The organism is Flavobacterium sp. GW821-FHT12A05, assembly GCF_058807735.1.
The window spans coordinates 255,874-271,688 of record NZ_JBXAQY010000003.1; the positions used below are offsets into that span (position 1 = coordinate 255,874).

At 32.3% G+C, this 15,815-nt stretch carries 18 protein-coding genes; 6 read left to right on the forward strand and 12 right to left on the reverse strand.

What is annotated here, in order from left to right:
* Nucleotides 1-422: 422 nt before the first annotated feature.
* Nucleotides 423-677: a hypothetical protein gene (locus AC1RRQ_RS07780; RefSeq protein WP_493022445.1), complete on the reverse strand. Its 255-nt coding sequence runs from the start codon at nt 675-677 to the stop codon at nt 423-425.
* A 175-nt stretch (nt 678-852) separates the two neighbouring features.
* Between AC1RRQ_RS07780 and AC1RRQ_RS07785 the strand changes: the two genes are divergently transcribed.
* Nucleotides 853-996: a hypothetical protein gene (locus AC1RRQ_RS07785; protein ID WP_493022446.1), complete on the forward strand. Its 144-nt coding sequence runs from the start codon at nt 853-855 to the stop codon at nt 994-996.
* Between the two features lie 528 nt (nt 997-1,524).
* A complete protein-coding gene (locus tag AC1RRQ_RS07790) occupies nt 1,525-2,295 on the forward strand; it encodes a hypothetical protein (protein ID WP_493022447.1) in 771 nt (256 codons plus the stop codon).
* Nucleotides 2,296-2,345: 50 nt separating this feature from the next.
* Here AC1RRQ_RS07790 and AC1RRQ_RS07795 read toward each other — a convergent pair whose 3' ends face one another.
* Nucleotides 2,346-3,131, reverse strand: a complete 786-nt coding sequence (locus AC1RRQ_RS07795) for a hypothetical protein (protein WP_493022448.1) — start codon at nt 3,129-3,131, stop codon at nt 2,346-2,348.
* A 528-nt stretch (nt 3,132-3,659) separates the two neighbouring features.
* Between AC1RRQ_RS07795 and AC1RRQ_RS07800 the strand changes: the two genes are divergently transcribed.
* Nucleotides 3,660-3,974: a hypothetical protein gene (locus AC1RRQ_RS07800; protein ID WP_493022449.1), complete on the forward strand. Its 315-nt coding sequence runs from the start codon at nt 3,660-3,662 to the stop codon at nt 3,972-3,974.
* On the opposite strand, the gene AC1RRQ_RS07805 is transcribed toward AC1RRQ_RS07800, so the two are convergent.
* The 6 genes from AC1RRQ_RS07805 to AC1RRQ_RS07830 form a co-directional block, all read right to left on the reverse strand.
* Nucleotides 3,975-4,139 carry a hypothetical protein gene (locus AC1RRQ_RS07805; RefSeq protein ID WP_493022450.1) on the reverse strand — a complete coding sequence of 55 codons (165 nt, stop codon included), beginning with the start codon at nt 4,137-4,139 and terminating at the stop codon, nt 3,975-3,977.
* 50 nt (nt 4,140-4,189) lie between these two features.
* Nucleotides 4,190-4,618: an IS3 family transposase gene (locus tag AC1RRQ_RS07810; RefSeq protein ID WP_493022451.1), complete on the reverse strand. Its 429-nt coding sequence runs from the start codon at nt 4,616-4,618 to the stop codon at nt 4,190-4,192.
* On the reverse strand, nt 4,602-5,795 hold the full coding sequence (locus AC1RRQ_RS07815) for an IS3 family transposase (protein WP_493022452.1): 1,194 nt from the start codon (nt 5,793-5,795) through the stop codon (nt 4,602-4,604). The genes AC1RRQ_RS07810 and AC1RRQ_RS07815 overlap by 17 nt, the downstream gene beginning before the upstream one ends.
* 61 nt (nt 5,796-5,856) lie before the next feature.
* The gene (locus tag AC1RRQ_RS07820; RefSeq protein WP_493022453.1) at nt 5,857-7,092 is read right to left on the reverse strand and encodes an IS1595 family transposase; all 1,236 of its coding nucleotides are present in this window, start codon (nt 7,090-7,092) and stop codon (nt 5,857-5,859) included.
* A 359-nt stretch (nt 7,093-7,451) separates the two neighbouring features.
* Nucleotides 7,452-7,829: a hypothetical protein gene (locus tag AC1RRQ_RS07825; RefSeq protein WP_493022454.1), complete on the reverse strand. Its 378-nt coding sequence runs from the start codon at nt 7,827-7,829 to the stop codon at nt 7,452-7,454.
* 432 nt (nt 7,830-8,261) lie between these two features.
* Nucleotides 8,262-8,627, reverse strand: coding sequence for a winged helix-turn-helix transcriptional regulator (locus AC1RRQ_RS07830; RefSeq protein ID WP_493022455.1), 366 nt, complete (start codon nt 8,625-8,627; stop codon nt 8,262-8,264).
* Nucleotides 8,628-8,708: 81 nt separating this feature from the next.
* On the opposite strand from AC1RRQ_RS07830, the gene AC1RRQ_RS07835 reads away from it, so the two are divergent.
* A complete protein-coding gene (locus AC1RRQ_RS07835) occupies nt 8,709-9,584 on the forward strand; it encodes an NmrA family NAD(P)-binding protein (RefSeq protein WP_493022456.1) in 876 nt (291 codons plus the stop codon).
* Nucleotides 9,585-9,788: 204 nt separating this feature from the next.
* On the opposite strand, the gene AC1RRQ_RS07840 is transcribed toward AC1RRQ_RS07835, so the two are convergent.
* The 4 genes from AC1RRQ_RS07840 to AC1RRQ_RS07855 form a co-directional block, all read right to left on the reverse strand.
* Entirely contained in the window at nt 9,789-11,207 is a 1,419-nt protein-coding gene (locus AC1RRQ_RS07840) for a TolC family protein (protein WP_493022457.1), read from the reverse strand.
* Nucleotides 11,188-12,540: an HlyD family secretion protein gene (locus tag AC1RRQ_RS07845; RefSeq protein WP_493022458.1), complete on the reverse strand. Its 1,353-nt coding sequence runs from the start codon at nt 12,538-12,540 to the stop codon at nt 11,188-11,190. The genes AC1RRQ_RS07840 and AC1RRQ_RS07845 overlap by 20 nt, the downstream gene beginning before the upstream one ends.
* A 2-nt stretch (nt 12,541-12,542) precedes the next feature.
* The gene (locus AC1RRQ_RS07850; RefSeq protein WP_493022459.1) at nt 12,543-14,198 is read right to left on the reverse strand and encodes a peptidase domain-containing ABC transporter; all 1,656 of its coding nucleotides are present in this window, start codon (nt 14,196-14,198) and stop codon (nt 12,543-12,545) included.
* Between the two features lie 101 nt (nt 14,199-14,299).
* Entirely contained in the window at nt 14,300-14,635 is a 336-nt protein-coding gene (locus tag AC1RRQ_RS07855; protein ID WP_493022460.1) for a hypothetical protein, read from the reverse strand.
* A gap of 362 nt (nt 14,636-14,997) precedes the next feature.
* Between AC1RRQ_RS07855 and AC1RRQ_RS07860 the strand changes: the two genes are divergently transcribed.
* A complete protein-coding gene (locus AC1RRQ_RS07860) occupies nt 14,998-15,591 on the forward strand; it encodes a TetR/AcrR family transcriptional regulator (protein ID WP_493022461.1) in 594 nt (197 codons plus the stop codon).
* An 11-nt stretch (nt 15,592-15,602) separates the two neighbouring features.
* A complete protein-coding gene (locus AC1RRQ_RS07865; protein ID WP_493022462.1) occupies nt 15,603-15,815 on the forward strand; it encodes a hypothetical protein in 213 nt (70 codons plus the stop codon).

The window sequence follows — 15,815 nt, forward strand, 5'->3', positions numbered from 1 at the left end:
TGATCTTTGTCAAAGTTTAAAACCAAATAACTACAATCATTGTCAGAAATGACAAGTTGTAACTTAATTTGATAATAATATACCCAGGTTACCACTTTAATTTCTAAACAAAACCTAGATTTTTAATAAAGATAATAATACCCTGTGTACCATTTGAAGATATCCACCGTAAGAGACATTTTTATTTTATCACAAAATATATCAAAACAAAAAAGAGCAGATATTTCTATTTGCTCTTTTAATATTCTTTAAAATCAATTAAAATCGTAGCCCGATATCCCTTCTAATTTTAAAGATAATTCTGTGTTAGTTTGCACAGTCTTATAATGTTAGGATGATTCTTGTCTTATTTTCAATGCAAATAACACATTATCAAAGGTATAAAAAATAAAACAAATATAAGCGATTAACTTACAAAATTATCAACTTGTAAAAAGCCCTTTCGACTTAATAGAACTTTCATCTGTATTTGAATTTAATGTTATCAGACCATCATTTTCTAAACTAATAAGCGCATTTAAAACTTGGGCTTGAAATTCTCTTTCAAATGAAATATCTTGATATAAAAGGTTATTAGGGATTACAGACATAGTTAATTCTTCTAAACTGTATAACTTGCTTGGGTTTTGAGCAAGAATTTTGAGCACTTTTTTAAATAATTCATTCTTAACTTCCATAAAAACAGCTTTATTCTAAGATATGAAAAAATATAGTAATATATCAATTTTTCTATTTCAAATTTAAAGACTTTGAGGAGAGTATTGTTAATTAGCTAACGCAAACATGTCTGCAACTTCTTCAACCTGATTATTGTTTAATTATATATAAACTATAATTTTAAACAAAGATATCATGAAAACACTTTCTAATCACATTCAAGAAAGCTTTGCGCCCTTAAAGGAAAATCAAGAAACGGTTATAGAGAATCAAATTGATAACAAAGAAGAAGTTGTTAATGAAGATGAATCTGTAGAAAAAGAAAAAACGTCTGAATAAGACGATTTTTCTAAAAACTTGCATTAAATTTTTGCTTTACAGATGTGTCCAATTTCTTAGCAACTAATTTTTTCTTCGGAATTTTATAGCGAAATTTGCATTTAAATATTTACCGTAAAATTAAAATTTTAGTAAATTAATTTGCTTTATTCAAGTTTTAGAAATATTTTTGTTGCATGATACTGAAGTTTTTTATCTTCGAACTTCAGTTCGAAGATAAAAAACTTCAGTAATGTTCATTTCTTCATAATATGTAAATTGTAACGATTTGTTGCTATATTTGTAATGTAAATTATAATAGTAAAGTGAAATTATATAACAGATAATTTTAATTTCTTTATTATTTTTAAATTACGGAAAACCATAAAACCATTAACAGAACCATATACAAAATCACCAAGTTTATTGTCCAAAACAATAATTACAAAATTACTTACTAAAACGACAAAAAAATGGGAGGAGATTCTTAACATAAGGAAAAAATACTTAATATTGAGCAGTCAAAAAATAAAAAATACTGTTTAATAAATGAGTCTTATTTCATCTATTTGGAAAACTATTTCCAATACCTTTTCTAAAGGCTTCTATCTCACGGCAACTATTATATCTGTAATAGCTGTAATACCAGCATTCATTAACAATCAATATGCTGTCATTATAGCATTGTCATGTTTTTGTATTGTCTTAATAGGCTTTCTTATTTCAGCTTTAATTTTAGTACATAAAATTCTTGAAAAAAGCAGCACTAAAGAATATGAAAACAAATCTACATTCATGAAATACGAAACATTGGATGGGAATAAAATTATTTTTGAAACTTACAAGGTAATACAATGTAAACGACCAGTGTTGACTGAAATAGATTACGGTTTCAAATGGACTGGAACACATCTTCCTATTATAACTTCAGACTTACAAACTGTAGAAAACGTAATTGATGCAAACGACGCAAATCAGTATGACAAGGCAATACTTAAATTTAAAAAACCTTTATTTTATAACAGAAATAAAGTAATTCATTTTAAAGCTGAATTAGACGATACAGATAAAAAATCTTCCCCTCACTTAGAATCAAAAATCGAACAAGAGATTGATTTATTGCATTTTAGAGTCATTTTAAAACATAAACCTAAAGGATTCTCTCAAAATGCAATTCTAGAAAAGAAAAAAATTGATTCTAATTTAAGCGTTGCTTACTCGCAAGTAAGGCAGATTCATTTTGACAAAGCAAGTAAAACTTATGAATATTATTTATTAAATCCTGATGTGGGTTACTATTATCGCTTAAAATGGGTATAATTTAGAACAAACAAAAAGCCAGTCTAAAGCTGGCTTTTTGTTTGTTCTAATCACATCCTCAGCACTTCTTTAGAAGAACCTAAGCTATCTGTAAATTGTTTCCTCAATCCTGTCATTTGATCAAACGGAGTAAAGGAATAATTCCCTGCATATTGCTCTCCAAGTTTTGAGATTTGATCATTAAGCTTTTGTGCTTGTGTAGTTGCATTTTTCCAAGCATTTATATTAGAAGTAGACATTTTGTTACGTTGAATACGATAAAGACCTAAATACTTATCAAGATTTTTTGAATGTGGAATCGTTTGTTGAACTAATGATTTCAGCTTGATCTGATAATTATCTAGCGAAGTGAAATACGATGGATTCTTTTTCAATTCATTATAAGTCCAGTTATCTAATTTTATTTCACAAGTTTTGGATTTGATGTAATAATAGTTCTCATAATATGCTTCGTTGGTTTGATAAACTTTGTACCCCTGTTTCTCAACGATTTTTATAAGTTCTTTAGTTTTAGCATAATCAGAAATGGATTTCAGGCTTTCATTTTTTATTGCATACAATTTACCAGAAGAATCATTTTTGTAAATGCTGTAAATTGTTTCACTTAAACTACCGTCATTATTGTATTCTATTGAATTATCGACGAGCTCGCTTTCAATATATTTCCCTCGACGGTCATCTCTTCTTGCATAACGATATGTAATTGGAGTTGCTGAATATGAACCGATGATTTCATTATCATTTAGGGGTTCGTTGCTCATAAATAAAACAGGTCTTTTAGTTTCGACAATGGTGTCATGAACTATCTGTTGTAATTTCAAATCTTTCTCTTTCATGAGCTTACAGATGTCCTCCGTGATTGATAAAGAAGTGTTTTCTTGACCGACTGTCCGTGTAGAAAATAAGAATGTGAAAATAGAAATAATCGCGTACGCGAAATGCATACAGTACTTTTGGTAGTGCTTTTTCATTGGTGTGGTAATTTGGATTTATAAATGTTTAGTGAAAAAAGAAGCGTGGACAATTACACCAAACTAAATCCAGGGTTACCACACCCTTAAACAAGCAATGATGTAAAGCCACGCCATAACGGCGTACCTCACATACATTATTGGCTTGTTAAATCTAGAAGCTATTGAGCCTCAGGGTGGTAATTTGGATTTAGCAATAACGTAATTAAGCACGAATATTTTTACAATACAAAAATAATTAAAAAGGATAACGTGAGAAAATGAAAGAGAACAATGTTTTGATAGCTTATGAACATTGTTTTATTATACATAGTTTAAAATATCATTATTATGTTCAAACTTCGTCTGTATAAATTTTTAAGTATCTTTATTCCTTACTTTAAAAGGAAACTAATGAGTGAAATATATAATCTAATTAAAAGCAATTTAGATAATCATATTAGAAAATACGATAAGAAGAACTTGTTTACATTATCCTTGATTAATAACTTAGAAAAGATATATGCTGTCAAGTATATAGCTAAATATAAAGGAGTAGATTTTTCAATCGAAGTCGAATATATTGACGAAAAGATAATATTTGCAACTTTTATAGGCCAATCTCATTCTAGTGAAGCTTCATTCGAAATAACGGATTTTATGAAATTCATATTATTAATACCCAAAGAAGATTTAACAAGACAAATTCAATTTGCTTTGAGTCGATAGTTATTTTTTATCCTCCACATCTCTCGACGTACCTCTTGTAATTGCACTATCTTTTGCAATACTTGTTCTCATTATATCTGACAAATCTTCTTCGACAGGTTTCTCTTCAACTTTCTTGATTGTCTTATTCAATGATTCTTCAATACGTTGAGTTAATGTTTTCATAGGGTAGATTTTTATAGTATATATAACTGAAAAAACAACTATACTTTGGTCTAATTCTTTTTTACCATACTTGTCAATCCCATTTCACTCATATATTTTCTTACAGTCACAGCTGATAATTGATATCCTGATTTTTGAAGTTCTGTGGCAATTCGGTCACTGCCATAACGTCTTTCAAAAGTAAAGAATATTGAAGTTATTTCTTTTTGCATTAAAATTTTTCTTTTCTGAGTTTCATTCAATGGTACATTTTTCCATGTATGATATTCTCTTCTATTTATACCTAAAGCTTCTGACATTAATCTAATAGAATATGTTTTTTCATTGTTTAGTATAAAATCAAAAACTTTAGACTTTCCTTGATGAAGGCATATACCAGCACTTTTTAGAATTTCAAATTTCAAATCTGATTTCTTAATTTTTTTTTCAAGTTTAAGAATTTTTCTTTCTTTAAGTATTATTTTATCTGCCTTTTTCATATTTAAAAATATTTTCAAAATAGTGATCTGCATTGAATTGCTCTATAGTTCTATTATTCAATGCAGTATGTATTCTTTTTGAATTATACCATTTTTCTATAAATTCAAATATTTCTACCCTCATCTGTTTCTTAGTTCGTAGATTGCTTTTTCTGTCAATTAACTCTCTTTTTAAAGAACTGAAAAAACTTTCAGACATTGCGTTGTCAAAACTATTTCCCTTACGGCTCATACTTCTTATAAAATTATAAGACTCAAGTTTTTTGGTAAAAGTTTTATTTGCATATTGAATGCCTCTGTCAGAGTGAAATATCAATCCATTTGATATTTGTCGATTCTGTATTGCCATTTCTAAAGCCGGCAATGTAGTTTTACTAGTAAAAAGTCTGGCTGCTAGACTCCAGCCAATTATTTTCCGGTCGTATAAGTCCATGATGATTGTAAGATATAAAAAACCTTTATTAGTTGTAAGATAAGTAATGTCCGACACCCAAACTCTGGAATAATCATATACTTTAAACTCTTGATTTAAAATATTTGGTGCTGTATAATAACCATGTTTTGAGTCGGTCGTTACTTTAAATTTTCTTTTCTTGACATGCTTTAATCCTAATTGATGCATATAAAACGATACCTGCCTTTCACATATCTTATATCCTAACTTATGTAGTTCTTTTGTGATTTTATTTCTGCCATAATGCTTTTTAAAACGAAAAAACAACGATTTTATATCGTCTTTTAAAATACTTGTCTGGCGTTGTTTTTCAGAAATCCCATTCTTTTTCCATCGATGATATTTACCATATCCGACTTCTAACACTTCACACATTCTCAATATTGAATATTGATGCTCATTATCTCTTATGAACTCATAAATTGCTAAATTGCCTCGATAAAGAAAAGGTGTTGCATTCTTTAAAATCTCGTATCTGAGCTCATATTCTTTTGATTTTTTTTCTAGATCAAAAATTGGTTTATCTTCAGGATTTACTCTGTCATATCCGGATCCTAGAAAACTCCCTTCTCCGAATTTTTGATATTCTTTTCTCCAACGTGTTAGTAAACATGGTAATATTCCAAGTTCTTCTGAAAATTCTTTAAGAGTGTTTTTTTCATAGCTTAATAGGACTGCATCTATTTTGAAAATACGATCATATTTTTTGTATTTCTTTGCCATAGACGAATATCAAGTGTTGTGTAGTCATTCCCAGGTCTAAGATAATTGAATTACAATATATTTACGAAATCAATTCCTTATATCTTAACCTCTCATCACAATTAATCAACGTAAAATTAAACTGTTCTCCTAGGGGCATTGTGCGAATATTATATCGATAAGCAAATTCATCACAATAACGATGTAAATGCTTGTCACTTGTAAAATGATATATTCCAACGATGCCTCGTTTCAAAATCCCCCAAAAGCCTTCAATTCCATTTGTATGATATGCTCCTTTCTTAAACATTCCTAAATTATGCTTAATAACCTCATGACTATAATGTTTTTCCAATCCACGATATCCTCTCCATCCATCACTTACGATAATAGAACCTTTTTTAACTTTCCCATCAATTATGCCTTTTAATGTTTTTCCTTTCGCATTTTTAATAACTTGTGTATAAACAATCCCATTGTTTAACATCCCAAATACAGGAGTTTTTGTTTTTAAACTTCTACCTTGTGTATTATCAACCTTTTTCCCTTTGCTACGATTTTTATTTTTTCCTCCAACATAAGTCTCATCAACTTGTGTGATTCCATCAAATTCGAAATCGTCTCTCATGCGAACTGAATTTCGAATTCTGTTTAACATAAACCATGCTGTCTTTTGTGTAACACCTAATTCTCGCATTAATTCATAGCTACTAATACCTTTCTTATTTGTTGTAAATTTAAAAATAGCAATGAACCATTTATCTAAGGGAATAGTTGATTTTTCAAAGATTGTACCTATTGTAACACTAAATGGTAATCTACAATCTTTGCATTTATAGTAACCTTTATCTTCACCTCTTTTCTTAATTCGATAATGGTTATCTCGTTGGCTTCCACAATGAGGACAAATTGGTTCTCCATTCCAACGTAATTTTTCTAGGTGTTCTCGACATGCTTTATCGTTATTTAAAGTCTTACCCATGTCGTATACAGATTTAAAAATCTGTGCAGTATCAGTTTCAATATCAGGATGTTTGCTCATCTTTGTTTTATTAAAAATAATACTTTTTGGTGTAATTGGTAAGGTTTTTCTTATCTTTTTTAAACAAGTTGTTAACAATTTCACCGGGTCAGGAAACCTAATAAATATGGGTTTAGGAAGCTCTATTTCGAAGTGAATTAGCAAACTTTCTAGAATATCTTCGCACGTTTCTTGCAATGTGGGAGGTTCAAAATCAGGATAGATTTCATCATAATCAACTTGTGAGAAATCGTATTCATCGTAGCAAGTTGTGAAGTCATATTTGATGTAAGCCATAATTTTTGAGTTTGAATTATGGCGAATTCAACAATGTTTGAAAATGAAATCAATCTTGTTAGAAAAGTCGGGAAAGTGTGGAATTTGAATTAGACAAAATCAAAAAAAAAACTAGCTCAAAATGAGCTAGTTTTTAAGCATGTCATGTTAGTTTTTGTTATGATTTATGAAGATGTTGTTAAATTAATAAAATACATATTATTCTAAAACTATTAAAACATGAACCCTACAATCCTTAATTTCGTCAGAAAGATATTCAAACTAGCATTTTTTAAAGCAAAAGTAAAATCAATCGATATTTTTGAATGCGTTGATAATAATGTTGCTGAAAAGCCGAATATGATTAAGATCAGAATAAATTAAGAGTACGATGCTTTTAGTTTTTGAAGATGGTTAATACTTAATTCTTCAGATTCATAATTTTTATTCTTACCAAATACTTTTATTGTAAATTTTTTATCAGTTGAATAATTAGATTGTAAATGATACATATCTATTTTAAACGTAAATTTAGAATTTGCAGCAACAGTTTCATTTTTATTGGCATACAAGATATCTTTAGATGTTCCAAATAGAAAAAAATCTCTTTTTAATGATACACAGATTCCGGTGATGTCAAATCTCGTATTTGTGTTATTTTTAACGTCAATTTGCAATATTAATGGTGTTGAAAAAGTTCCAAAAATGCCAGTCTGTAATTCCCAAGTAGCAAAAGTCTCAATCTTAATATCTTTCATATTTTATGTTTTTGATTTCTGAAATATAAGAAAAATACATTAATTTGAGCAACTAAGCATTCACTTTAAAAATGCATTTTTAAAGTGGTAACCTGGGTATATTATTATCCTTAATTTAATTCCCATCTTCAAACATAGCCCGTGGTTTCAACCACGGGAACACAATGCAAGACGTGATAATATCGCGCCCCGTGGTTGAAACCACGGAATATATTTGACAAGAACATAATATAAGGCGCGATAATATTGCATCCGCGTGGTTGAAACCACGGGCTATATTTGACAAGTTTCCGAGTAAAAACCTCAGAATCTTAGCATCTCAGTAACTTAGCACCTCATAAAGACAAAGATTCTAAGAAACTTAGCAACTCAGAACCTTAGCCTCTCAGCAACTAAAACCTTAGAAACTTAGCACCTCAGAACCTTAGCATCTTAAAGAGAAAACTCCCCATCCCTAACTTTAAAAGCCCAATTTGCCATTTCATGAATAACAGGCATTAGGCCGGCTCCGGCATTACTGAGTCTGTAAGTTACAAAGGGAGGTACGACTGGTTTTGCTTCTCGTATCACAAGTCCGTCAGTTTCTAATTGTTTTAAGTGCTGAATGAGCATTTTTTCGGTTACAGCCGGAATGGCTCTTTTTAATTCGCTGTAACGCATATCTCCGGTTGATAAATGATACAGGATTATGGGTTTCCAGTAGCCGCCAATTTTTTCCATTACAAAAGTAACAGGGCATTTATCTAAGGCGTACTGCTTATTTTCCTGAATTGTCGATGATTCTTTAATTGCTGTCATGATACATACTTTAGGGTAAGTACTTGTATAAAAGTAAGTACAAAGATACCTTTGTAACTGTAATAAAAAAAATTATATATCATGAAAATTATAGTATCAGGTTCTTTAGGAAATATTGGAAAGCCTTTAACCACAAAATTAGTTAACGCTGGACACGACGTAATCGTAATAAGCAGTAATGCCGACCGAAAAAACGAAATCGAAAATTTAGGAGTCAAAGCAGCAATTGGTTCAGTAAGCGACAGCACATTTCTGGCTGCAACATTAAATGGTGCCGATGCCCTATTTGCTATGACACCTCCAAATTTAGGAAGCCAAAATGTAATTGCCAATACAACGGAAGCCGGAAGCGCTTTCGCGAAAGCTATTTCAGAAACGAATATTAAGCGTGTGGTAATGTTAAGCAGTATTGGTGCTGATTTACCAACCGGAAACGGACCTATTGCAGGACTTCACAATATTGAAAAATTGTATAATGCGCTTGAAACTTCTGTTACTTTTTTAAGAGCGGGTTATTTTTATACTAATTTTTATAATGATGTTCCGATGATTCAGGGAGCGGGAATTATGGGCGGTAATTATCCATCTGATGTAAAAATTCCTTTGGTTCATCCAGAAGATATTGCTCAGGCTGCAGCCGAAGAATTAGTTAAATCTCCGTCTGAAAAAAACATTCGTTATATTATAAGTGATGTTCGTACTCCGGGAGATGCTGCTAAAGTTTTAGGAACTGCAATTGGAAAAGCAGATTTACCTTGGGTTGAATTTACAGATGAACAATCTTTGCAAGGAATGACTCAAGCAGGATTACCGGAAGAAATTGCTCAATTATATACTGAAATGGGAACTGGTTTACGAAGCGGTAAAATTGCCGAAGATTTCTTAACAAGCGGTTTATCTGTAGATGGGGAAACTAAATTGGAAGATTTTGCGAAGCAATTTGCATCGAAATTCTAATTTCTTTTTGCCGCTAAGGCACTAGGCACAAAGTTTTTTAAGTCTCTCGCAGATTGCGCAGATTTATTATCATTTTGTCATGCTGAGCGTAATTGAAGCACTTTCATGTACAGAAGGTCTTCGACTTCGCTCAGACTGACAAACGTTATCAAAACAAAAAAGCAGCAAATATTGCTGCTTTTTTGTTTATCCAAGAATCTAAATTTAATCAGGGTTGGCCAGAATTTTATACAATTCGGCATTTGAAATATAAAACTGATTTTCGATTCCTATTTGAGATAGTTTGGCGCTGACCAAATTGTTTTCTCTTGAATTAATAAGGAAGATCGAGCTTTCGCCAAAAGAGAATAATTTCTCCTCTGAATTCAGCATTGTGGTATAATCTTTTACCAGATTGTCAATTACGTTTTTCTGTCTTCTTAAAGACGCAATTTCCGTTTGCTGTGCTTTAATTTTGTTTTTAAGCTCTAATCGCTGTTGTTCGATATCAAATTTTAAATCCTGAATTTTAAGTTTTGCCATTTTTAGGCTTCCTCTTTCTTTTCTTAGGAAAATTGGAATACTGAAATCAATATTAAACTTATAATCATCGGCATTAAAAGAATCAAAATAAGCAGGTTCTGAAATATAATTATATCCTACATTTAATTTAGGAAGCAGTGAATTGGCTTTTAGTTTTCGGCCAATTTCAAGCATATCCATTTTGGTTTCCAAAGCCTGAATTTTAGGATGCGATTCCAAACTTTCTACATTCACCATCATGGCATCTGTTTTAAGTGTTCCTTCTACTGTCAGGATTAAATTATCTTCCGGTCTTACCACATCACCTAATTCAACCGGAACATTTTCAATCCATAAATAATTAGAAAGATACAGTTTGGCTTTTGCCAATTTCAAATTTCCATTCTCTACATTTAGTTCACGATTTCTAACTGTAATTCCTGCTTCGACGCTGTCAATTGCAGGAGAATCACCTAATTCTATCAGCTTCTTAACGCCTTTAAAACGGGTACTTGCAAAACCGAGATAGCTTTTGTAAAGTTCTGCTTCGTTGTAGCTTTTTCTCCATTCAAAATAAGCTTCGCTGGCTTTATACAAAACTTCAATTGCTTTTAGTTTTCTTTGTGCATCACTTAATTTCAGCTGCAGTTTTCCTTCCCTTACATCGGCCATACGCTGATTGATAAACATTCCCTGCCCCAAAGCAACGGTGATTCCTAAAGAGGTTAAACCCGCTTCCGGAGTACGATTCTGCGGGTTGTAATATTGTCCGTCAGTATCATCGAATCCGGCTTTTATCTCAACACCGTACCAGGTTGGAATTTTAAAACTGCTGTTTAAAAGCGAATAATATTCGGTTCCTTTAAATTCTTTCTTGCTGTAATCAACTTCAATTTTAGGATCAAATCCGCCACGCGCCACCATAAGTGCGGCCTGAGCATTGCTTAACTCTAAATTAGCCTGCTTTACCAACGGATGGTATTTTTTTACGTATCCTAAAAACTCACTGTAACTTAATTCCTCTTTATTAAAATCCTGACTGTATGCCTTAGAAAAGCCTAATAAAAATAAGAGAGAAAACAGCGCCGCAACGTATTTCAATTTATTTTTTGTCTTTACCATCTTTTGTTTCTTTTTCGCCTGAATTATAATAGTTTGGCGGGAAACCGTTTAAGTTTCGCCATATTTCATACCATACCGAAACAGTTTCGAGCAAGGCAATACTCTGCGCTCCTGCTCCAATGCTCAGTTCTTTTGGCCATTTATCTTCTCCATCCGGCGAAACCAGAATTCTGTATTTTCCGTTGGCACTGATAAAGTTTTCAATCGCCACTACTTTACCGCCAAAGGTTCCGTAAGACAATCCCGGCCAGCCCGAAAATACAATTCTCGGCCATCCGTCAAACCAAACACGCACTTTTGCACCGCGGTGTACCAACGGTAAATCGATAGGATCTACATAGGTTTCTACCGCAATATCATAACTTGACGGCATAATGCTGATAATAGGAGTTCCTTCTTTAATTGTTTCTCCAATACCCGCCAGTAACGCACGGTTTACATAACCACTTTGAGGCGCTGTAATGTAATACAAACCATTTCTTAAGCTGTAATTTACGTATTGATTTTCTAATTTATTTACCTGTGCTTTGGTGTCGTATTGCGTGCTTAAAGCCGTAAACTTATCACTTCTTGATTTCGAAATTTTCTCTGCGTATTCTGCCGAAATTCGGTTGATTTCTACTCTCGCATTTATCAATTCGTTTTTACTGCTTAAAAGCTTGTTTTGCTGTGTGATGATATATGCTTCAGATTCCTGAAGTTTCAATCTCTTTTGCTCCACATCTGTTAAAGGTTTTAAACCTTCTTTGTTAAGCGCTGTCGAACGATCGAACTGCGTTTTAGCAATTCTCAATTGGGTTTTTACCGCTTCAAGATCCATGCTGTCACTTTTTATTTTCAGCTGGGCTTGTTTAATTTTGTTTTGAGCCTGCTGTAATTTCAGTTCTCTTTCGGTATTAAGCGACTGTGCCTGAACATCCAATGAGTTTACTTTATCGCCGTACGATTCTACCGCCATTTTTTTGGCATCGACCTGATCTTTGGTATTTCCAACCAAATTTGGATCTAAGTAATCTTCTTTAGTTTCAGAAATAAACAAAATCGTATCGCCTTTTTTTACATAATCGCCTTCCTGTACAAACCATTTTTCGATTCTTCCGGCAATGGCATTATGTACAGTCTGCGGTCTTTGATCTGGTTTTAAAGTGGTTACAGAACCGCTTCCGGAGATATTTTGTGTCCAGGGAAGGAAAAGACAGGCCACTCCAAACAATAAAAAACCAATTATTACTCTGTTTAATATTTTATAATGAGGTCTGCGGGCAACACTGGTGATAGATTTGTATTTGCCCGGTGCGATAATTACATGATTATCTTTTGATATATTGAGCATAATTAAAGCTTTATGTCGTTAATAATTTTTCCATCATCGATCGTGATCATACGGTCGCATTTGCTCTTCCAGATATCATTTTTTGAAGTAACAATTACGGTCCATTCGTGTTCTTCGGAAAGTAAAAAATCTACAATTTTAGCCGAAGTCAGTTCATCCATTTTATCAACAGGATCTTCAAGGAATAATATATTAGGTTTGTGTACAATGCTTCGTGCCAAAAGTATTTTCTGAACATCTGAAGCCGAAAGTTCGCGTCCGCCCGGATGAATCTGATGTTCGAGTCCGTTCGGGAAAGTTTTAATATCCGGCGTTAAACCTACGTTGTCTAAAGCCCATTTTAAATCTTCGTTATTCAGCATTTCGTTTCCAAAAAGAATATTTTCTCTAATCGTTCCGGCAAAAAGCGTATCGCCTTGTAAAAAAGTTCCGGCTTCTGCCCTAAACGTATCTTCGTCAACGCGGTTCATGAAATTATCGGTTACATACATAGCGCCGCTTTCCGGTTCTAATACGCCCGAAAGTAATCGCAATAAAGTACTTTTTCCTGCACCATTTGTTCCTCTTAATAATACTTTTTCGCCCTGATTAATTTTCAGGTTAATATTTTTAAGTGACTTTTTATTATGATTTGGATAATTGTAACCTACGTTTTCGGTTTCGATATTAATTCCGGTATCGCTTACGTCTGATGTGTTTGGAATGCATGAAATTTCCATATCGGTAACCTGGCCGATTTTTTCTACAGAAGTTAAAACATCATAAAAGGATTCCAGACCAAAGATTATTTTTTCTACCGAATTGATCAGCAATACGATAACAATTTCAGCTGCCACAAACTGCCCAATGTTCATTTGATGGTGAATTACCAGAAAACCACCAATCGACAATAAGGCAGCCGTAACAATAACTTTAAAAATAGTAAGCTGAATGTATTGCTTTTTCATTACCTGAAAGTGCTTTTCACGGTAATTTACATATTGACTCACATAGCCGTCGTTTCTTTCTAATGCATATTCGAAACCTCCTTTTCTGCGGAAGCTCTCGCGGTTGCGTGCAATTTCCTGAAGCCAGGCTGCTACTTTATATTTAAATTTCGATTCGTTAAGACTTGTTTCGAGTCCGTCGCGGTACGAAAATTTAAAAATGACATATAAAATCACAATAAACAAAAGGCCTATTACCATAAAAAAGGAATGGTACAAAACCAATAAAATGATACCAAAACCAACCTGCAAAAACGCTGTACAAAAATCCAGTAATAGTTTTGCTGTTCCTTTCTGCACCATTAAGGTATCAAAGAAACGGTTTGCTTTTTCGGGCGCATATTCAGAATACATTTCTTTAAACTTAATTAAAGGCATTCTGTAGGCAAATTCAAAAGAAGAACGAACAAAAATTCGCTGCTGCAGATTCTCTACTATTCGAAGCTGCAAGATGGTTAAAACGCCGCCAAAACCAACGCCAATAGTTACCAGAATTACAAGAACAATCCAGGAAACACTAAGCTGTCCGCTTTGAATAAAATTGATAATAGCCTGAATTCCTAAAGGAAGAGAAAGGTTTACCAAACCTGCAAAAGCAGCATAAAATATAATTTGGTATACGTCGCGCTTATCAAGCCTTAGTAAGTTGAAAAATCTTTTTAAGGGTGTCATGAATTTATATATAAATACAAGATTAATAGATGATATTAAAGTACGAAAAAAATCGCATTCAGGATTACAAAAAAAATCATAATCCAAACAAAATTAAATATTTATATAATAACCCGAGGAGGCGGTAAATCTATCTTACCATGAAAGCCAAAAGAAAAAACAGCGTTATCAATGTAGTTTTTTCGCTGCCCCTTTAATTGAAAGGAAAAACCAGCTAATGAAGTATAAGCCGGTACTAAATATTCTAATAACAAAATTCCTTTTGCAAGCTTCGTCGTTTTAGTGTCTTTAGTTTCGTAATCGTCCAGTTCTTCCGGGATGCCGTCGCATTTGAAGATTTTCTTCAGGAAGTTACAGGTCATGCCTTTAACCGAATGAGTTTCGGTATTATCATTTATGATTCGGCCAAAAGTACCCGATATATTAATGCTGCTCATTAAAAAATAGCCGATTAGCAACGCCTGAAGGCATTTGCATAAAAGACTATTTTTAATTCTGTTGAGCATTGCAAAAAAATAAATTAAGGGCGCAAGTTAAAACTAAATTTTTATCGCAACATTAGAATAACATTAGAATTCAAATTATTATCAGCCCTTTATTTACAAGGGTTTCTTACTAATAAAAACATAAAATAAGTCAGAAAATAATAACCCAATATTTTAAGTTTTGGAGGTTAAATTTTGGTATTAAACAGGTTATCTAAACTTTAAATTTTCGGTTTTCAATAAATATTTTTATCATAAGTAAACGATCGTTCATTTATTATTATATCTTTGCATCCAATTAAAATCCTTTTAGATTGAGAACGAGAGATGTTAATAAAGAAGAATTAGTTAAACAAAAAACTATAGAAATGATCGTAAAGCATGGCATTGAGGGCTTTGCGATGAACCGTCTCGCCAAGGAATGCGGTATTTCAGTAGCGACTCTTTACATTTATTATGCTGACAAAGAAGATTTAATCAAAAAAATTGGGACTGAAATGGGGACTTATTTTTTTAAAAGTTCCCTAAAAGATTTCTCGCCTGACATGCCTTTTGCAGAAGGTCTTGCCAAGCAGTGGGAAAACAGATCAGAGTTTATGCTGAAAAACAAAGACAAAATTGCCTTTTGGGAAATTCTTCAAAATTCTAATTATGGAGAATATATCGTAAACGAAAGCCTGATGGAATTAAAAGAGATTATGACGCAGTTTTTAAACAGAGCAATTGAAAGAAAAGAAATAGTACCCGTATCAAAAGAAGTTTTCTGGAGTATTGCTTATGGACCTTTATATAATTTACTGCGTTTTCATGAAAAAGGAAAAGGACTTGGAGGCTCCACTCCGTTTAAATTAACAGCCGAGATTCAACAAGAAGCATTAAGCTTAGTAATTAAAGCACTAAAACCTTAAATAATTATGTTATGAATGTCTTGATATTTGCAACTAATATAAAAACAGAAAAAAACAAGGATAAAATCGCAACATTTTTAAATGCAAACAAATCTATTTTGCAATGGACTATTGACCAAGAAGATATTGATTGTGTATTACGGATTATAAGCGAGAAACTTAACGCAGGACAAATAATTGAATTACTGAATTTTCACAATTTTGACTGCAAAGAACTACAATAA